The 17,957-nt window shown below is 59.9% G+C and carries 17 protein-coding genes and 1 tRNA gene; 14 read left to right on the plus strand and 4 right to left on the minus strand.

Annotated elements, in window-relative coordinates:
* Positions 1–23: 23 nt before the first annotated feature.
* The gene (locus tag ACM530_RS08260; protein ID WP_145159872.1) at positions 24–1,685 is read right to left on the minus strand and encodes an OFA family MFS transporter; all 1,662 of its coding nucleotides are present in this window, start codon (positions 1,683–1,685) and stop codon (positions 24–26) included.
* 326 nt (positions 1,686–2,011) lie between these two features.
* Here ACM530_RS08260 and ACM530_RS08265 point away from each other — a divergent pair, with 326 nt between their 5' ends.
* From ACM530_RS08265 to ACM530_RS08295, 7 genes are all read left to right on the plus strand, one after another.
* Positions 2,012–4,228, plus strand: coding sequence for an AsmA family protein (locus tag ACM530_RS08265; RefSeq protein ID WP_416364566.1), 2,217 nt, complete (start codon positions 2,012–2,014; stop codon positions 4,226–4,228).
* Positions 4,225–5,292, plus strand: a complete 1,068-nt coding sequence (mutY, locus tag ACM530_RS08270; RefSeq protein WP_106577464.1) for an A/G-specific adenine glycosylase — start codon at positions 4,225–4,227, stop codon at positions 5,290–5,292. Before ACM530_RS08265 ends, mutY begins: the two co-directional genes overlap by 4 nt.
* Positions 5,289–5,561 carry an oxidative damage protection protein gene (locus ACM530_RS08275; protein ID WP_106577463.1) on the plus strand — a complete coding sequence of 91 codons (273 nt, stop codon included), beginning with the start codon at positions 5,289–5,291 and terminating at the stop codon, positions 5,559–5,561. The genes mutY and ACM530_RS08275 overlap by 4 nt, the downstream gene beginning before the upstream one ends.
* Before the next feature lie 103 nt (positions 5,562–5,664).
* Positions 5,665–5,740: transfer RNA gene (locus tag ACM530_RS08280), tRNA-Phe, on the plus strand.
* 305 nt (positions 5,741–6,045) lie between these two features.
* Positions 6,046–6,516 carry a hypothetical protein gene (locus tag ACM530_RS08285; RefSeq protein ID WP_177017254.1) on the plus strand — a complete coding sequence of 157 codons (471 nt, stop codon included), beginning with the start codon at positions 6,046–6,048 and terminating at the stop codon, positions 6,514–6,516.
* A gap of 53 nt (positions 6,517–6,569) precedes the next feature.
* Positions 6,570–6,869, plus strand: a complete 300-nt coding sequence (locus ACM530_RS08290; protein WP_369301675.1) for a hypothetical protein — start codon at positions 6,570–6,572, stop codon at positions 6,867–6,869.
* An 84-nt stretch (positions 6,870–6,953) separates the two neighbouring features.
* Complete coding sequence (locus ACM530_RS08295) at positions 6,954–7,274, plus strand: hypothetical protein (protein WP_177017252.1); 321 nt, start codon at positions 6,954–6,956, stop codon at positions 7,272–7,274.
* Between the two features lie 66 nt (positions 7,275–7,340).
* Here ACM530_RS08295 and ACM530_RS08300 read toward each other — a convergent pair whose 3' ends face one another.
* Positions 7,341–8,948, minus strand: a complete 1,608-nt coding sequence (locus tag ACM530_RS08300; protein ID WP_416364567.1) for an ArnT family glycosyltransferase — start codon at positions 8,946–8,948, stop codon at positions 7,341–7,343.
* Positions 8,949–9,036: 88 nt separating this feature from the next.
* Positions 9,037–10,002, minus strand: a complete 966-nt coding sequence (locus ACM530_RS08305; protein WP_416364568.1) for an arsenic resistance protein — start codon at positions 10,000–10,002, stop codon at positions 9,037–9,039.
* A 171-nt stretch (positions 10,003–10,173) separates the two neighbouring features.
* Between ACM530_RS08305 and ACM530_RS08310 the strand changes: the two genes are divergently transcribed.
* Positions 10,174–11,082 carry an alpha/beta fold hydrolase gene (locus ACM530_RS08310; RefSeq protein ID WP_416364569.1) on the plus strand — a complete coding sequence of 303 codons (909 nt, stop codon included), beginning with the start codon at positions 10,174–10,176 and terminating at the stop codon, positions 11,080–11,082.
* Positions 11,083–11,154: 72 nt separating this feature from the next.
* A complete protein-coding gene (locus tag ACM530_RS08315; RefSeq protein ID WP_369301679.1) occupies positions 11,155–11,568 on the plus strand; it encodes a hypothetical protein in 414 nt (137 codons plus the stop codon).
* Positions 11,569–11,708: 140 nt separating this feature from the next.
* Here the strand turns inward: ACM530_RS08315 and gabP are convergent, their stop codons facing one another.
* A complete protein-coding gene (gabP, locus tag ACM530_RS08320; RefSeq protein WP_145159859.1) occupies positions 11,709–13,100 on the minus strand; it encodes a GABA permease in 1,392 nt (463 codons plus the stop codon).
* Between the two features lie 554 nt (positions 13,101–13,654).
* Between gabP and ACM530_RS08325 the strand changes: the two genes are divergently transcribed.
* The 5 genes from ACM530_RS08325 (at position 13,655) to ACM530_RS08345 (ending at position 17,817) form a co-directional block, all read left to right on the plus strand.
* Positions 13,655–14,428 carry an ABC transporter ATP-binding protein gene (locus ACM530_RS08325; RefSeq protein ID WP_106577457.1) on the plus strand — a complete coding sequence of 258 codons (774 nt, stop codon included), beginning with the start codon at positions 13,655–13,657 and terminating at the stop codon, positions 14,426–14,428.
* 13 nt (positions 14,429–14,441) lie between these two features.
* The gene (locus tag ACM530_RS08330; protein ID WP_003187758.1) at positions 14,442–15,194 is read left to right on the plus strand and encodes an ABC transporter substrate-binding protein; all 753 of its coding nucleotides are present in this window, start codon (positions 14,442–14,444) and stop codon (positions 15,192–15,194) included.
* 73 nt (positions 15,195–15,267) lie between these two features.
* Positions 15,268–15,960 (plus strand): ABC transporter permease, encoded by a 693-nt coding sequence (locus ACM530_RS08335; RefSeq protein WP_119738133.1) that lies wholly within the window; start codon positions 15,268–15,270, stop codon positions 15,958–15,960.
* Positions 15,960–16,649: an ABC transporter permease gene (locus ACM530_RS08340; protein ID WP_416364570.1), complete on the plus strand. Its 690-nt coding sequence runs from the start codon at positions 15,960–15,962 to the stop codon at positions 16,647–16,649. Before ACM530_RS08335 ends, ACM530_RS08340 begins: the two co-directional genes overlap by 1 nt.
* Positions 16,630–17,817 carry a methyltransferase gene (locus ACM530_RS08345; RefSeq protein ID WP_416364571.1) on the plus strand — a complete coding sequence of 396 codons (1,188 nt, stop codon included), beginning with the start codon at positions 16,630–16,632 and terminating at the stop codon, positions 17,815–17,817. Before ACM530_RS08340 ends, ACM530_RS08345 begins: the two co-directional genes overlap by 20 nt.
* Positions 17,818–17,957 lie beyond the last annotated feature (140 nt).

Here is a 17,957-nt window from a genome sequence, read left to right on the forward strand (position 1 = left end):
AGCGGGCACTGCGCAACGGTTTATCAGTGGAACAATACCGCCGTCTTCTGCAGGGTCACCCACACACCCCACGCCAACGGAATGCCCACCACCAGCCACGCCACGATAGCCAATGGCACGCTGGCGGAAGAAGCCTTCCACTCCAGCGACGTAGAGGCAGTGGCGCCTTTGTCATGGCCCAGCGCCTGTTCGGCAGCCAGTTCCGCGTCGGTCATGAAGTACTTGTCGGCCACCGGGCGCACCAGCAGGTTGCAGATGAAGCCCAGCACCAGCAGGCCGGCGAGGATGTACAAGGTGATGTCATACGCCGCGGCACGTTCAACGCCGATGCTCAGCTGATACTCACGCAGGTAGTTGACCAACACCGGGCCCAACACGCCCGCCGCCGCCCAAGCGGTCAACAGGCGACCGTGGATCGCGCCGACCATCTGGGTGCCGAACAGGTCGGCCAGGTACGCCGGAACGGTGGCAAAACCGCCGCCGTACATCGACAGGATGATGCAGAACGCCGCCACGAACAGCGCCACGTTGCCCAGGTGCCCCAGGTTCGGGATCAGCGCGTAGAGGGCAAAGCCCAGGGCGAAGAACACGAAGTAGGTATTTTTACGGCCCAGGTAGTCGGAGAACGACGCCCAGAAGAACCGCCCACCGATGTTGAACAGGCTCAACAAGCCGGTGAAGCCTGCGGCGATAGCCGCGATGGACGCCAATTGCCCGGCATCCAGCTGGCCGAACGGCACATCGACACCCAGCAACTTGCCACCGAACACTTCCTGCAGCAGCGGCGACGCCATGCCGAGAATGCCGATACCGGCAGACACGTTCAGGCACAGCACCAGCCACACCAGGCGGAATTGCGGGGTTTTCCACGCCACGTTCACGTGAACGTGACGGTGGGTGATCATCGCATTGCTGGCTTTTTTCGCCGGCGCGGTCCAGCCTTCAGGCTTCCAGCCGGTTGGCGGAACGCGGTACGACAGCGCGCCGCCAATCATGAACACGAAGTAGATCACGGCCATGACCACAAAACTCTGCCACACGCCCACACTTGTTGGCGAAGCGAAGTGGCCCATCAGCGCTGCAGCCAAGGGTGCACCGACCATTGCGCCGCCGCCAAAGCCCATGATCGCCATGCCGGTGGCCATGCCGCGTTTGTCCGGGAACCACTTGATCAGGGTCGACACGGGCGAGATATAGCCCAGGCCCAGGCCGATACCGCCGATCACGCCGGAGCCGATCCACATCAGCCAGATCTGGTGGGTATAGATGCCCAACGCCGAGATCAACAGACCGCCACACCAGCACAAGGCCGATACAACGCCGGCCTTACGTGGCCCGGCATGTTCCAGCCAGCCGCCCCAGATCGCTGCGGAGCAACCCAGGAAGATGAAGAACAGCGTGTAGATCCAGCCCAGCATGGAGATGGGCCAGTCGCACTGGGACGAGAAGACTTGCGTGATGAAGCTCATGTCCGGCGCGCAGGCGACCGGTGCCGTGATACCCAGCGCTTTGGACAGCGGCAGCCAAAACACCGAGAACCCGTAGGCCATGCCGATGCAGAGGTGGATGGCCAGGGCGGCCGGTGGAACCAGCCAGCGGTTGAACCCTGGCTTGGCGATAATGCGCTCCTTGGACAGGAACGCAGGCTGTGCGGCAGTACTACCAGCCGCAGTGCTTGTGCTCATTGGTGTTTCCCCCAGTTATTAGTATGTGTCCGTCAGGCGCTCTCTCCCTCGGCCTTGCACGCAGAGCGTTAGCCGTTGTTGTCGAGTAAAGCTCCTTTTAAGCGCGACGCTGTGTCGCAGACGACAGACGAACCCGCGCAGATTAGCACCAGTGGATGACAGAAAAACCAAACTGATATCACCTTTTTCACGCAACCTGCTCTGCTGGGCGGCAAAATCCGATTTTGCTGCGTCTAGATACAATGTAACGATGCATGAACTGACGCAGGCCGTCGAGCGTTATACTCTGCGGCTAAATTTTGAAATCGACATACAAGGACTCGCCCATGAAAGCGTTCGGCAAAATCCTGGGTCTGGTACTTCTCGGGCTGTTGCTGATCATTGTGGCCCTGGGCTTTGCCCTGACCCACCTCTTCGATCCCAACGATTACAAAGACGAGATCCGCCAGATTGCCCGCGACAAGGCCCACATCGAGCTGACGCTCAATGGCGACATCGGTTGGAGCCTGTTCCCCTGGCTGGGCCTGGAATTGCACGAAGCCAGCGTCGCGACCATGACCAACCCGACTCAGCCGTTTGCCGACCTGCAGATGCTCGGCCTGTCGGTGCGCGTGCTGCCGCTGCTGCGCCGTGAAGTGCAGATGAGCGATGTGCGTGTCGAAGGCCTGAACCTGCGCCTCAACCGCGACAAGCAAGGCCACGGCAACTGGGAGGACATCGGCAAGAACGTGACCGAGAAACCGGCCAATGCGCCGGTGCCTGCCCCCGCGGAAACGCCGGCCGAACCTGAACCGGAAAAACCGCCAAAACCGATCCGCCTGGACATCGACAGCCTGACCATCAACAACGCCCGCGTTGAATACAACGATGAGCAGACCGGCAAACAGTACAGCGCCGAAAGCATCCAGTTAAGCGCCGGTGCCGTGCACGAAGGCGCAAGCATTCCGCTCAAACTCACGGCATTCCTGGGCAGCAACCAGCCGCTGATGCGCGTCAAGACCGAGTTGAACGGCAACCTGCGCATCCAGCGTGCGCTCCAGCGCTATCAGTTCGAAGACATGAAGCTGAGCGGCGAAGCCACCGGCGAGCCGCTGCAGGGCAAGACCGTAACGTTCTCCACCCAAGGCCAACTGCTGGTGGACTTGGCGGCCAATATTGCCGAATGGACCAACCTGAAACTCTCCGCCAACCAGCTGCGCGCCTTGGGCGAACTGAAGGTCAATGACCTGAACAAAACCCCACAGCTCAGCGGCGCCCTGTCCATTGCCCAGTTTGACCTGGCCAAGTTCCTCGACAGCGTCGGCCATCCGTTGCCACCGATGGCGGCGGGCAGCCTGAGCAAAGTTGAACTGGTCAGCCGCCTCAAAGGCACGCCTACCAGCGTGGCACTGGAAGACTTGAACCTGAAACTCGACAGCAGCACCTTCACCGGCCGCATCGCTGTAGAGGATTTCGCCAAGCAATCCCTGCGCCTGCAACTCAAAGGCGATACTTTCAACGCCGACAACTACCTGCCGGCCAAGTCCGAAACCGCCAAAGGTGCAGCGGCCGCACGCCAGGCCGAAGTGCAGAACAGCGAGGCCGGCGCCATGGCCGCCGGTGGCACCACACCGCTGCCGGACGCACCAACCAAAGGCGCGTGGAGCACCGACAAGCTGTTGCCACTCACGCGCCTGCGCACGCTGGACGTGGACGCCGACCTGGCCTTCGGCCAACTGACCCTGAGCAAGCTGCCGATCCAGAACGCTGCACTCAAAGCCTCCGGCATCGATGGCCAGCTCAAGCTTGATACCCTCAGCGGCGGCCTCTACAACGGCACCTTCCAGGCCAACGGCACACTCGATGTGCGCCAGGACATCCCGGTGCTGGCGCTGCAAACCCACATCAAGCAAGTGCCGGTCGAGCGCATCCTGCAAGCTCAGGGGCAAAACCCGCCGGTAAAAGGCCAAATCACCCTCGACAGCAACCTCAACGGCCGTGGCAACAGCCAGAAGGCGCTGATCGACAGCCTTAACGGCACCGCCAGCTTTGTGATCAATAACGGCGCGCTGCTCAACGCCAACATTGAACAGCAGCTGTGCACCGGCATCGCATTGCTCAACCGCAAGACCTTGACCACCACGCCACAAGGCAAGGACACGCCGTTCCAGGAACTGCGCGGCAACCTGACCTTGCGCAACGGCGTGGCCAGCAACCCGGACCTGAAAGTGCGTATTCCGGGCCTGACAGTCAACGGCAACGGTGACATCGACCTGCGCGTGCTGGGCATGGATTATCGCGTCGGCATCATCGTTGAAGGCGATACACGCGACGTGCCGGACCCGGCTTGCCAGGTCGGCTCCAACTTCCGGGGCATCGAAGTGCCGCTGCGCTGCCGCGGCCCGCTGGAACTGGGCGCCAAAGCCTGCCGCCTGGACAAGGACGGCTTGACTCAGGTTGCGGTCAAAGCCGCCGGCAACAAACTCAGCGAGAAGCTCGAAGAGAAACTCGACAAGGTCAACCCGCAGTTGAAAGACGCCCTTAAAGGCTTGTTCAAACGATGAGAAACGAGCAGTTTTCACAGGCGGTGCTGGACTGGTACGACCGCCACGGTCGCCATGACCTGCCCTGGCAACAGGGCATTACGCCTTACCGGGTGTGGGTCTCGGAGATCATGCTGCAACAGACCCAGGTCAGCACCGTGCTCAATTACTTCGACCGGTTCATGGCTTCCCTGCCGACGGTCGAAGCCCTGGCCGCCGCGCCGGAAGACGAAGTGCTGCACCTGTGGACCGGCCTGGGTTACTACACCCGCGCACGCAACCTGCAGAAGACCGCCAAGATCGTCGTCGCCCAATACGGTGGCGAGTTTCCCAAGGACGTCGAAAAGCTCACTGAACTGCCCGGCATCGGCTTATCCACTGCGGGTGCGATCGCCAGCCTGAGCATGGGCCTGCGGGCGCCCATCCTCGACGGCAACGTCAAGCGCGTATTGGCGCGCTTTACCGCGCAAGAGGGCTACCCCGGCGAGCCCAAGGTTGCCAAGCAGCTCTGGGCCACCGCAGAGCGCTTTACGCCGCACGACCGCGTCAACGCCTACACCCAGGCGATGATGGACATGGGCGCCACGCTCTGCACCCGCAGCAAACCCAGTTGCCTGCTGTGCCCGCTGGAAAAGGGCTGCGAGGCGCACATGCTCGGCCTGGAGACACGCTACCCAATCCCCAAGCCGCGCAAAACCATCCCGCAAAAGCGCACGCTGATGCCGATGCTGGCCAACGCCGAGGGCGCGATTCTGCTTTACCGCCGCCCTTCCACGGGCCTGTGGGGCGGTTTGTGGAGCTTGCCGGAGCTCGACGACCTCCAGGACCTGGAACACTTGGCCAACCAGCACGCGCTCGCGCTGGGCACGCCGCATGAACTGCCGGGGCTGATCCACACCTTCAGCCACTTCCAGCTGGCCATCGAACCCTGGCTGGTCCAGGTCGAGGAATCCGCCCATCACGTGGCCGAGGCCGACTGGCTCTGGTATAACCTCGCCACCCCGCCGCGCCTGGGCCTTGCCGCCCCGGTAAAAAAACTGCTGAAGCGCGCGGCCGACGTATTGAACGCAGGAGTTCCGTCATGACCCGCACCATCATGTGCCGCAAGTACCACGAAGAATTGCCTGCCCTGGAGCGCGCACCGTTCCCCGGCGCCAAAGGCCAGGACATCTTCGACAACGTCTCCGCCAAAGCCTGGGCCGACTGGCAAAAACACCAGACCCTGCTGATCAACGAAAAACGCCTGAACATGATGAACGCCGAAGACCGCAAATACCTGCAGGGCGAGATGGACAAGTTCTTTTCTGGCGAGGATTACGCCAAGGCCGACGGCTACGTGCCGCCTGCTCAATAATTGATCAAAAACCGGGGTCGGCACGTAAGCGACGGTAATAATTAAATATTTTTTGAAAACTTGCTTGACGACCCCCTGAAAAACCCGTTTAATGCGCCCCGTTGCCCAGATAGCTCAGTCGGTAGAGCAGGGGATTGAAAATCCCCGTGTCGGCGGTTCGATTCCGTCTCTGGGCACCACTAATTAGTTTCAGGTGGTGCAAACGTCATCTGAAACACACAAAAAACCCGCCAAGTGCGGGTTTTTTGTTGCCTTCGATTTGCTGCCCCTTCCGCGCATGCACCCTGTCGAAAAATAGTAGCATTATGCTATGATTTGGCTGAATGCCATGGCAGGCGAGCAACATCATGCGGATGCATCCTTATCCCTCCCGTATCTCGTCGGCCTTTGGTATTCAAAAACCAAAACAGGCCAGGTGACCCAGTCACCCAACCTTAGCCCCCCCTCGCTGCGCCCACTCGATATCTATCGACATGGAAAAGTTATGTCCAACATCAATGAATTGAAAGACAAAATCGACACAAAGACCGCCAACATGGTGTTGCTTTGCATAGCAACAGCGGGGCTCTACGTGCTGTTGTGGCTGGCTCGAAACAACAAAATTATCAGCGAAACCACAAAGGTCCGACTGGTTGACGACACCTACATCATTTGGCTTGCGGTATGCCTTGGCTTGGGCGGTCTCCTTTCCAACAGTGGCTTGGCATCTATGGACTTGTTGTCCGGGATTCTTATGATCGCCTCCAGCGCCCTTTATATCGTCTGGGCATTCAAGGCTAAAAAAGCCCTGTCGGAATACGCTCTAAGCGAGCACAAGATCGACCTGAGAATGAACGGTTTCTACACCTTCTTCCTGCACGCCTTTTACATCAACTACTGCATCAATGACCTGCCGGAAGAGCAGCGTAAGCAAAACATTCTGCGCGGTCAGACTCAGCAACCCCAGCAGGTGTGAAATCAAGTTGGGCGCAGGGCTGCACCCGGGACCACTCCTTCAAGGACGCTTGCATGATCCCCACAACAGGAAGACTCAAGACCGCAATGGTGTTCGCCGCGTACCTGTTTTGCGCTGGCACCGCCAATGCGGCAAATGAAGAACTTGCCCAGGAAGTACGGGAAAGCATGCAGGAGCAGTGGGATAACGACACCTCGCCCGGCGAAAACAGGATCAAAGACCTGACGCTGATAAAGCGAGGGGAAAACAAATACCGCGGGATCGTTGAAGTGGAAGGCCCGGATGGCCCTGAAACACTGATCGTGAAGGTCATGGTCGACGACGACAACCTGATCTGGGAAGTCGTGGACTAGCGTTGACAGCGACACACGCACCGCAACACCCAGCACTACGCCAGCCCGACGTACTGCCTCCCACTTGGGCACATGGAGAAGTAAATGGCATACACATCGATCATTTTCAAAAACCCGCATACCGGCGCAATGAAAGAGGCCCCGGTTGGATTTTCCTGGACAACGTTCTTTTTCGGCTGCTTCCCGGCACTGTTTCGCGGCGACCTGAAGTACGGCCTGATCCAGTTCGTCATCGCCATGTTCACAATGGGCGTGAGCAACATTGTGTTTGCCTTCATCTACAACAAGCTCTACATCAAGGACCTTATCGGCCAAGGCTTCAAAGGCCAGTCCATTGCCAGCGGCGACATGAACTTTGCCTCGGCAAAAATCGGCATGCAGATACCTATGCTTGAAGCTGCCTGATTCGCCCTCTGCACCGCCCAATAAAAGCCTGCCTTGTGCAGGCTTTTTTATGCGGGGAAGAAATGCTCACTTGAGCAAAAACACCATCAGCAGATTATCGTTCAGCCGCCCTTCAAAGCTTGGCGCTTGCTGCTCCATCGACGTCCCTTTCAACAGCGCTGCCTCCTTGCGCGGCACAATCACCCAGGATGGCCGTGGCAACGTGGTTAATTGTTCAAGCTGATTATCAGCGACGAACAGCGGCTGCTCATCGTGATCCAGGTTCATCATGTAGCGCACCGCCCAGGTATCGCGCCCCAGATTGACGAACACCAAGGGGCCTGGATCGGACTCACGCAGCGCTTCAACCTGGCTGACAAACTTGCGCGTATCAAATTGCAGATCCTTGGCGGGGTCTATAACCACCACCAACAGCAGCCATTGCGCCGCCAGTGCGACCACGCTAAGCCACACCAACCGCAATGGACGACGCCAGGCCATCAGCGCCGCCAGTTGCAACACCAGCAGCGCGCCAATCATCAGCGGTAACGAAACGTCCGGCCAGTAGCCGTGCTTTTGCCAGGCGTGCCGACACACAAACAGCACGACCACGCACAACGCCGGCAGCGCCGCGACAAGCCCTTCGTAGCAGCGGCGCACGCCGATCAGCCAATGTTGCGCCTGAAGCAGCCCATAGGCGGCGACAGCGGCGAACATCGGCACCATCGGCAGAATGTAATAAGCGCGCTTGAAGTGCGGCACCGAAAGCCCAAGCAAAATCATCAAGCCACAGGCGCCAAGCCGTACCACCAGCTGAATATCGTCATTGACCCAGCGCTCAGACCAGCGATGACGCAGCGCAATCATCGTGGCCAGCGCGAGCGGCACCACCGGGAAGTAGCGGTACAAACTGAGCTTGAAGTAGAAGTAAAACGGCTCGCCACTCTCATCGAGGCGCCCGCTGACCTGCATCCTGAACACCTCATCGGCAAAGGCATCGCCGCCGCTGAACCGCGCCAGCTTCATCAACATCCACCAGCACGCCACCAGCAACACCAACCCCACAAAACCGTGAATCAGCACCTGCTTGACGCGCTGCCCCGGTCGGCCGAGCGCCCAGTACACGCACACCACGCCACACACCTCGATCAACCCAAGCGGCCCACGAATCGCGAACGCCAGAATAAATAACGGGAACACGGCAAGCTGCCGCACCCGCGACCCCATGCGCTCGCCGCTGTGCAGCAGGTAGAAACTGCCCACACACAGCAACGCGATCATCAGGTCCAGGCACACCGAGCGCGACTTATCGAGCAATTGGGTGGTGAGCAGCGTCAGCAATACCGTCAGCCACGCCCAAGGTCGGCTCAATGGCACCAGCAAGCGATAGATCAGCGCGATCATGCCCGCCGAGGCAAGCGCCGTCGGCAGGACATTCGCCAGGTGGTTGGGCGCCCCGAACAAGCGGGCAAACACGAAGCTGAAAAAGGTCGCGGTCCCCGGGTAGTCCGGGTAAGGCTGACCGTAGGTAGTCGGAAAAAGACTCGCGCCATGGCGAAACATTTCTTGCAGAAACAGCGCCCAACGCCCGTCAAACCCTTGGGGTTGCTCATCCCAGATGCCCAAGGTGAACAGCAGTAAAGCGATCAGAAACAGGCCCAGGGACTCCAGGCGAAAACGGCTGCGGTGATCCATCGAATGTCCTTTCAGGTAGGCTGCGCCGACTCCATGGTGCCGACTCAGCTCCTGAATAGCGCCTGAACAAACCCGAACATTTATGGATTTATCGACCAGCGCGCCACACCAGTGCCGGAATCAGCCGGATGTAGACTAGCTCGCCCATCAGCTCAACGAGGGTTTGCAGAATCACCGCCGTTGCAGCCAGCCCGCGCACGTCTTCCGGCAAAGCCAGCGCAAGGGGCAAGACCACCAGAGAATTGCGGGTCGAGGCACTGAACGTGACCGCCCGCGCGGTCACAGCAGGCAACGCCAACAACCGTGCAGCCAACGCGCCCATCAACGGCGCCAGCAACAAGAAGCCCACGTACACCGGCATCAGCGGCAACAGCAAACCGATATCGCGCACCACCGAGGTGATCTGCGAGCTGATGACCACAAACAGCACCAGCGCCATCGCGGGCACCGGCAGCCAGGCCCAGGCGTCGTTCCACATATTGATCACGCTGGAGCGCCGCGCCAGGAATGTCGTCAGCACCGCCAGCATCATCGGCAGCACAATCAACAGCACAAACGCCTCCACGAACGGCTCTACCGCCACCACGACAGCGGATTGCGCGCCCAGCATGAAACCCAGGTACACCGGCAACAGCACCAGTTGCAGCAGCAACAGCACCGGCGTTGCCGCCAGCATCAGCCGCGAATCGCCTTTACCGATGTGGGTAAACACCACCACGTAGTCGATGCACGGCGTCAGCAACACCAGCAATGCACCCACCAACAGCGCCGGGCGCTCCACCAAGCCACGGGTCAACGCCCACACCAGCAAGGGCACCAGGATGAAATTGGCCAATAACAGCGCCGAGATAAAGCGCTTGTTGCCCAAACCCTGGCGCAGCTCCAGAAACGGGATTTGCAGGAACATCGCATACATCAGCACCGCGATGGCGGGCGTCACCAGCACGCCAAGACCATGGGCTGACAGCGGCGCAAGCACGCCGAATGCCGCCGCCAGCAGGACGGCAACGAAGTAGATGGGGATCTGACTGTGTTCGAGGGTGTCGCGGGTCATGGACTGACTTTGGCTGATGAACAGATCGCAAGCCTAAGCACTCAGGGGGGGCGAGGTCGAGCATCGCGATATTTGTTACGCCCCTGCCGCGCTAAATTTGTTAATTTCGGTTTCTTATAAAAGCGCGTGGCCCTACAGCCCACACCAAAAGCGCAAGGATCAAGCCGACCTATGAACCTGCCCACTCGACCAGCCCCGGAAGCATTCCGTGAGCCCGCCAACGACGGCTACCCCATCGGCGGCTTCACCTGGCGCCATATCAGAACCGACCCGATACGCCCGGTTGTCATCATCAACGCCGCCACTTCCGTACGCTGCCGCCACTACTCTCGCTTCGCCGACTACCTGTTTGCCAATGGCTTGGACGTCATCACGTACGACTACCGAGGCATAGGCGAGTCCCGCAGTGGCTCGCTGCGCGGATTCAAGGCGTCGTGGTCGGATTGGGGCGTGCTGGATTTCGAGGCGATGCTGCAGCGCGCGCAACGGGAGTTTCCAGGGCAGCCGATTGATGTGATCGGTCACAGCTTTGGAGGCTGTGCGGCGGGGCTTGGCGCCTCCGGCGCGGTGATCCGACGCATCGTCACAGTCGGCGCGCAGTTTGCGTACTGGCGCGACTATGAGGCCAGCGGGCGCTGGCGCATGTTTGCCAAGTGGCATGTGGTGATGCCGCTGGTGACCGCGCTGTATGGCTACTTCCCCGGCAAACGCCTGGGCTGGCTGGAAGACACACCGGCCGGCGTGGTGCACGACTGGGGCACGCCAACCCCCCGGTACGAGACGCGCCCCAGCGGGCGCGCGCTGAATGAGCTGCCATTTGCCCGCGTGAAGGCGCAGTTGCTGGCGATCAGCATCACCGACGACCCGTTTGGCACGGTGGCGGCAATTGAGCGGCTACTGGGCTATTTCGAACACAGCGAGCGCACGCATCTGCGCATAGCCCCTGAAGATATTGGCGAAAAAGCCGTCGGGCATTTCGCCTTTTTCCGCAGTGAATATCAGGACCGGCTGTGGCCGATTGCACTGGCGTGGCTGCAACACGGTGAGTTGATGCAAGGCGCTCCCGGTCAGCGCGTTTAGAATCCCTTGGGATTTACCCCCAACCTGCGCTTCAATACCCACCCAGACCCAGTACCCAAGGACGTTGAGCCCATGGCCTCGCCGAACAAGCAGCAAAAACGTGCCCACCGGGCAAAGGCCAAGGCCAAGCAAAACCGTACCCAACGCAGCGTTGCGACCAAGCCGGATGCGTTCGCCGGCGATGACAGCCGCATTGACCTTGAGTCGGTAGATTTGACCGAGTTGTTTATGGAGATGCGCACCGCGGGCGAAACCAGCCAGCAGGCACTGTGTGCAGTATTTCTGGCGCACCCGTTGCTGGCGCTGGTGCTGGAGCAGGAAGGCGAAGAAGAGGCCACTGACTTCATTCTCGCGGCACTGATCGAGTACCGGCAGTGGGCGACGGACAGTGATGATGAAGCGGCAGCGCTGGCGTGGATCGAGTCGCCGCAGTTTCAGGCCGATTACGTGGCGGCCTCCCAAGCGCTCGCCAACTCAGCAGACTGACACAACACCAAATGTGGGAGCGGGCTTGCCCGCGAAAGCGGTGGATCAGTCGCCAGATGTGCTGGCTGATCTACCGTAATCGCGGGCAAGCCCGCCCCCACATTTGAATTGCGATGCATTGCGCAGCGCATTTCATTACATCAATTGAGTACGGCAGCGCCTACTTTCTGCGCCTTGCGACGGCTCGCCACAAACAACCCCGCCAGCACCACCAGCAAGCTCAAAATCCCGGTCGCAATAATCTCGACCCGGTGCGCTTCCTGGAACAGCATGATGGTCAGCGTACCGACGATGAACACCATTACCGCGTAGGTCAGGCCAGGGAACAGCCACATCTTGAACACAATCTTCTCGCCCGCAGCCGTGCGCTTCTGGCGCATGCGCAGTTGCGACACTGCGATCACCAGGTACACCAGCAACGCGATGGCGCCGGAGCTTGCCAACAGGAACTCGAACACCGCCGCCGGAGCGACGTAGTTGGCGAACACTGCCAGGAACGCCGCGCCAGTGGACAACAGCACCGCGCAGTAAGGCGTGCCGCTTTTGTTGGTGCGCTTGGACATCGCCGGCGCATCACCGCGACGCCCCAGGGAGAACAGCATGCGCGAGGCGGTGTACAACGCCGAATTCAGGCAGCTGGTCACGGCAACCAATACCACCAGGTCGACGATCAGCTTGGCGTTCGGAATGCCCATGCGTTCCAGCACAGTCTGGTAGGAACCTACGGCCGCCAGGGTCGGATCGTTCCATGGCACCAGCGACACAACGATGAAGATCGACAGCAGGTAGAACAAACCAATCCGCCAGATCACCGAGTTGGTGGCCTTGGTGATTTGCTGGCCAGGGTTCTTCGATTCGGCCGCAGCGATGGTGACAATCTCGGTGCCCATGAACGAGAACATGGTGGTCAGGATGGCCGCCAATACCGCGCCCATGCCATTAGGCATAAAGCCCTGGGTGTCGAACAGGTGGGACACGCCGCTGACCTGACTGGTCGGCAGGAAGCCGAAAATCGCCGCCAGGCCGAGGATCACAAAGCCCACAATCGCCACGACTTTGATCAGCGCAAACCAGAATTCGAATTCACCATAGTTTTTCACGCTGAACAGGTTGGTTGCCGTGAGCAGCAACGTGATGATCAGGGTAAAGGCCCAGATCGCCACATCAGGGAACCATGCATTAAGGATGGTCGCAGCAGCGTTGGCTTCCAACGGAATCACCAGCACCCAGAACCACCAGTACAACCAGCCAATGGTGAAACCGGCCCAATGGCCAATCGCACGGTCGGCATAGGTGGAGAACGAACCGGTATCCGGCGAGGCCACGGCCATCTCGGCGAGCATGCGCATCACCAATACCACCAACGTACCCGCAGCGGCGTAAGCCAGCAGTACGGCCGGGCCGGCGGCAGCAATCGCGTGGCCGGAGCCAACAAACAAACCGGCACCAATGACGCCGGCAATCGACAGCATGGTGACGTGACGCGGTTTGAGCCCCTGTTCGAGGTCATTGGAGCTTTGCGTACTACTCATTGACACACCTTTACGAGGAATTGCGAAAACGGTCCGCCCGGCCTGCGATCTTTCTCGTGAAAAGAAACCAACGGGGCGTTCTTTATTTTTTACGCAAGATTTGCGCCAAAATATTACAGAGCCGCGATTGACGCGGGCTGTAGGACAATTCAACGTGCGCTGCAAGTCATTGAGAACAATGGCATTCCGCTATAGCGTTACCGTGCGACCCACAATCCAGACGGTCATGCGCACCAAAAACACACACAAAAAGTGCGTGACGCCCCACAAAGGGGCTGATATGGACCGTTTGCCCGGTTAACCCTTCCAACACCCGGCCAAAGCTGGCACCATCGCGCCCTTTTTTACGCAAAGCCTGTGGATTTCTCGGGTTCAAACGTCTGTAGGTTGTTGATGGCGCGACACGCTGCTGCGCCGATGCGACACCCTGCCGCAGGCCACCCGTTAACCGTCCGCAGCGCTGTTGGCTGCCATCCGAACGCTATGCTAGCTTGGCGCCTCGCCAGGAAGGCGGCCCAACAGCAGGAATGCAATGAACACAATGAGGACCGCACATGGCCGAGGCCGCGCCCGCGCTTGAAATCCGCAACTTGCATAAACGCTATGGTGAGCTTGAGGTACTTAAAGGTATCTCGCTGACCGCCCGCGACGGCGACGTGATCTCGATCCTGGGTTCCTCCGGTTCCGGCAAGTCCACCTTCCTGCGCTGCATCAACCTGCTGGAAAACCCGCACCAGGGACAGATCCTGGTCGCCGGCGAAGAACTCAAGCTCAAGGCCGCGAAAAACGGCGAGCTGATGGCCGCCGACGGCAAACAGATCAACCGCCTGCGCAGCGAAATCGGTTTTGTGTTTCAAAACTTTAACCTGTGGCCACACATGAGCATCCTCGACAACATCATCGAGGCGCCCCGCCGTGTGCTCGGCCAAAGCAAAGCCGAAGCCACGGAAGTGGCCGAAGCCTTGCTGGCCAAGGTCGGCATCGCCGACAAGCGTCACGCCTACCCTGCGCAACTGTCCGGTGGCCAGCAGCAACGGGCGGCCATTGCGCGCACCCTGGCCATGCAGCCCAAGGTCATCCTGTTCGACGAGCCGACATCGGCGCTTGACCCGGAAATGGTCCAGGAAGTACTTAATGTGATCCGCGCGCTGGCCGAAGAAGGCCGCACCATGCTGTTGGTCACCCATGAAATGGGCTTTGCCCGTCAGGTGTCCAGTGAAGTGGTGTTCCTGCACCAGGGCCTGGTCGAAGAGCAAGGATCGCCACAGCAGGTATTTGAAAACCCGCTTTCGGCGCGCTGCAAACAATTCATGTCCAGCAACCGCTAACGGAGCAACATGCATGCAGAACTATAAAAAATTCCTTCTGGCCGCGGCCGTTTCGATGGCGTTCAGCGCCACGGCCATGGCAGAAACCTTGAAGATGGGGATCGAAGCGGCCTACCCGCCCTTCAACAATAAAGACGCCAGCGGCAACGTCGTCGGCTTCGACAAAGACATCGGCGACGCCCTGTGCGCGAAGATGAAAGTCGAGAAGTGCGAAGTGTATGTGTCCGACTGGGACGGCATCATCCCGGCCCTGAACGCCAAGAAGTTCGACTTCCTGGTGTCCTCGCTGTCGATCACCGATGAGCGCAAGCAGGCCGTCGACTTCACCGACCCGTACTACTCCAACAAGCTGCAATTCATCGCGCCTAAAGCGACTGCGGACTTCAAGACCGACGCGGCCTACCTGAAGGGCAAGGTCATCGGTGCACAGCGCGCGACGCTGGCCGGTACTTACCTGGAAGACAAGCTGCCGGACACCGAGGCCAAGCTTTACGACACCCAGGAAAACGCCTACCTCGACCTGACGTCCGGCCGCCTGGACGGCATCCTCGCCGACAAATACGTGCAGTACGAATGGCTCAAGAGCAAAGACGGTTCGGCCTATGAATTCAAGGGCGACCCCGTTGTAGAAAGCGACAAGATCGGGATCGCCGTACGCAAGGGCGACCCGTTGCGCGAGCGCCTGAACAAAGCTTTGGCAGAGATCAAGGCAGACGGCACCTACAAAAAGATCAACGACAAGTACTTCCCGTTCAGCATCGAATGATCTGAACGGCCTGCCCGACGCGCTGCTTGAGCGCGTCGGCTTTTAGCAATGCCTGCCGCGATATGAAAACACCATGAATTTCGATCTCTACGGATTCGGCCCGGCGCTCGCCGCCGGCGCGCTGATGACCGTCAAACTGGCGCTCACGGCTTTATGCCTGGGGCTGGTGCTGGGCCTTGCCGGCGCCTTGGCCAAGACATCGCCCTACAAGCCGTTGCAATGGCTTGGCGGCGTTTACTCGACCATCGTTCGCGGCGTGCCGGAACTGTTGTGGGTGTTGCTGATTTATTTCGGCACGATCAACGCGATGCGCAGCCTGGGTGAAATGCTCGACATTCCCGACCTGTCGCTCAGCGCGTTCGCGGCCGGCGTGATCGCCTTGGGCCTGTGTTTCGGGGCCTACGCCACCGAGGTGTTACGTGGCGCGATCATCGCTATTCCCAAGGGCCATCGCGAAGCCGGTGTGGCATTGGGCCTGTCGAAGTTTCGCATCTTCACCCGCCTGATCATGCCGCAGATGTGGCGCATCGCCCTGCCGGGCCTGGGCAATCTGTTCCTGATCCTGATGAAAGACACCGCGCTGGTCACGGTTATCGGCCTGGAGGAAATCATGCGCCACGCCCAGATCGCGGTCACCGTCACCAAACAGCCGTTCACCTTCTATCTGGTCGCCGCGTTCATTTATCTGGGCCTGACGTCGCTGTCGATGGTCGCTATGCACGTGCTGGAAAAACGCGCCGCCCGCGGCTTCGTGAGGACGACGTAATGGAATGGGAAGTCATCTATAAGTGGCTGCCGAAGTTTATCCAGGGCGCCATTCTGACCCTGGAACTGGTTGGCATTGCCGTGATTCTCGGGCTGATCCTGGCGATCCCGCTGGGCATCGCTCGCTCGTCCAAGCGCTGGTATGTGCGCTCGCTGCCCTACGCGTATATCTTCTTTTTTCGCGGCACCCCATTGCTGGTGCAGTTGTTCCTGGTCTATTACGGCCTGGCCCAATTCGATGCCGTGCGCGCAAGCTTCATGTGGACGTACCTGCGCGACCCTTTCTGGTGTGCCACGGCCACCATGACCCTGCACACGGCGGCTTATATCGCCGAGATCCTGCGCGGCGCCATCCAGGCTATCCCGCCGGGCGAAATCGAAGCAGCTCGCGCGCTGGGCATGTCCAAGCCGAAAACGCTGTTCTATATCATCCTGCCGCGTGCGGCCCGTATCGGCCTGCCGGCCTACAGCAACGAAGTCATTTTGATGCTCAAGGCAAGCTCCCTCGCGAGCACAGTGGCCTTGCTGGAACTGACCGGTATGGCCAGGACCATCATTGCGCGCAACTACCTGACGGTTGAGATGTTCTTCACCGCCGGCGTGTTCTACCTGCTGATTTCCTACATCCTGGTACGCGGCTTCAAACTGCTCGAACGCTGGTTGCGCGTCGATGCTTGCCAGGGACGTTGAGGCGCGCTTCGCGGCGCTGGATGCGTTCCTGATCGAGCGCCAAGGGCTGTGGCGACCACGGCCCTTTACGCACCTGCAATTACCCTGGGAACGCGAGTATCCCGAGCTTGCCCAGTGGTTACGCCAGCGCACGTTGGCCGATGCCGAAAGCTGTCACAACTGGCCTCACGCGCTGCCGGCGCCCGCGCCTTTTCCACAGCTGGCCGAACAGGCGCTGCAGCTCAGTGCTGTGGACAGGTTACCGACACAGGCGCTGGAGCCGGCGCGTCATCGACTGAATGTCGACGTACCGGGTCGCAAGTGGCAACAGATCGAAGCCTTCGGTGCCGCACTCAATTTCACTCACACGCCCGGCCATTGGCTGGACTGGTGCGCCGGCAAAGGCCATCTTGGCCGCCGCCTGCTGCAACCCGGCCAGCAGTTGACATGCCTGGAATACGACCCGGCGCTGATTGCCTCCGGCCAGGCATTAAGCGATCACCACCGCTTGCCCGTCACTCATCGCCTGCAAGACGTGATGGCCCAGGTGGCACTCAGCCCCGAACACACACCCGTCGCCCTGCATGCCTGCGGCGACCTGCACGTGCGCCTGCTGCAACTGGCCAGCGCGGCCGGTTGCAAGCAGCTGGCACTGGCGCCCTGCTGTTACAACCGCATCAACGCTGACAGCTATCAAGCCGTATCCGGCACCGCACGCGCGTCGCAATTGCGGCTGTCGATTGATGACCTGGGCCTGCCGTTGAGCGAAACCGTGACTGCCGGCAACCGCGTACGCCAGCAACGGGATATCTCCATGGCCCGACGCTTGGGCTTCGATCAGTTACAGCGGCAATTGCGTGGCTGCGACGACTATTTGCCCACGCCTTCCTTGCCCGCCCGCTGGCTGGATCAACCTTTCGCAGACTATTGCCAAGCGCTGGCGAGCCTAAAGGGCTTATCCACAGGTGAACAGGATTGGCAGGCGCTGGAAGCGCAGGGCTGGCGCCGGCTGGCCGAGGTCAGAAACCTGGAGTTGGTCCGTGGGTTGTTTCGGCGCCCATTGGAAATGTGGCTGGTGCTGGACCGGGCACTTTTTCTGCTCGAACAGGGCTATAACGTTGAGATAGGCAGCTTCTGCGACGCCACGCTGACCCCGCGCAATTTGATGGTGGTGGCTGAGCGCGATTAAGGGGCAAATTTCCTACACGCGCCCTGTGGATAAGTCTGTTGATGAATTCTTTACGAGCGCTGTAACTATCAGCGCTACAGGCCAAAAGCCAAGCTGGTCATTTTTTGTTCACATTATAAAGTGCACGCAAAACAGGCAGT

It is taken from the genome of Pseudomonas sp. NFX183 (assembly GCF_047943075.1).
Classification (GTDB): Bacteria; Pseudomonadota; Gammaproteobacteria; order Pseudomonadales; family Pseudomonadaceae; genus Aquipseudomonas.

Coding starts and splice junctions, on each gene's coding strand:
- ACM530_RS08260 (WP_145159872.1), bottom strand. CDS start 1,685: ATGAGCACAAGCACTGCGGCTGGTAGTACTGCCGCACAGCCTGCGTTC.
- ACM530_RS08265 (WP_416364566.1), top strand. CDS start 2,012: ATGAAAGCGTTCGGCAAAATCCTGGGTCTGGTACTTCTCGGGCTGTTG.
- mutY (WP_106577464.1), top strand. CDS start 4,225: ATGAGAAACGAGCAGTTTTCACAGGCGGTGCTGGACTGGTACGACCGC.
- ACM530_RS08275 (WP_106577463.1), top strand. CDS start 5,289: ATGACCCGCACCATCATGTGCCGCAAGTACCACGAAGAATTGCCTGCC.
- ACM530_RS08285 (WP_177017254.1), top strand. CDS start 6,046: ATGTCCAACATCAATGAATTGAAAGACAAAATCGACACAAAGACCGCC.
- ACM530_RS08290 (WP_369301675.1), top strand. CDS start 6,570: ATGATCCCCACAACAGGAAGACTCAAGACCGCAATGGTGTTCGCCGCG.
- ACM530_RS08295 (WP_177017252.1), top strand. CDS start 6,954: ATGGCATACACATCGATCATTTTCAAAAACCCGCATACCGGCGCAATG.
- ACM530_RS08300 (WP_416364567.1), bottom strand. CDS start 8,948: ATGGATCACCGCAGCCGTTTTCGCCTGGAGTCCCTGGGCCTGTTTCTG.
- ACM530_RS08305 (WP_416364568.1), bottom strand. CDS start 10,002: ATGACCCGCGACACCCTCGAACACAGTCAGATCCCCATCTACTTCGTT.
- ACM530_RS08310 (WP_416364569.1), top strand. CDS start 10,174: ATGAACCTGCCCACTCGACCAGCCCCGGAAGCATTCCGTGAGCCCGCC.
- ACM530_RS08315 (WP_369301679.1), top strand. CDS start 11,155: ATGGCCTCGCCGAACAAGCAGCAAAAACGTGCCCACCGGGCAAAGGCC.
- gabP (WP_145159859.1), bottom strand. CDS start 13,100: ATGAGTAGTACGCAAAGCTCCAATGACCTCGAACAGGGGCTCAAACCG.
- ACM530_RS08325 (WP_106577457.1), top strand. CDS start 13,655: ATGGCCGAGGCCGCGCCCGCGCTTGAAATCCGCAACTTGCATAAACGC.
- ACM530_RS08330 (WP_003187758.1), top strand. CDS start 14,442: ATGCAGAACTATAAAAAATTCCTTCTGGCCGCGGCCGTTTCGATGGCG.
- ACM530_RS08335 (WP_119738133.1), top strand. CDS start 15,268: ATGAATTTCGATCTCTACGGATTCGGCCCGGCGCTCGCCGCCGGCGCG.
- ACM530_RS08340 (WP_416364570.1), top strand. CDS start 15,960: ATGGAATGGGAAGTCATCTATAAGTGGCTGCCGAAGTTTATCCAGGGC.
- ACM530_RS08345 (WP_416364571.1), top strand. CDS start 16,630: ATGCTTGCCAGGGACGTTGAGGCGCGCTTCGCGGCGCTGGATGCGTTC.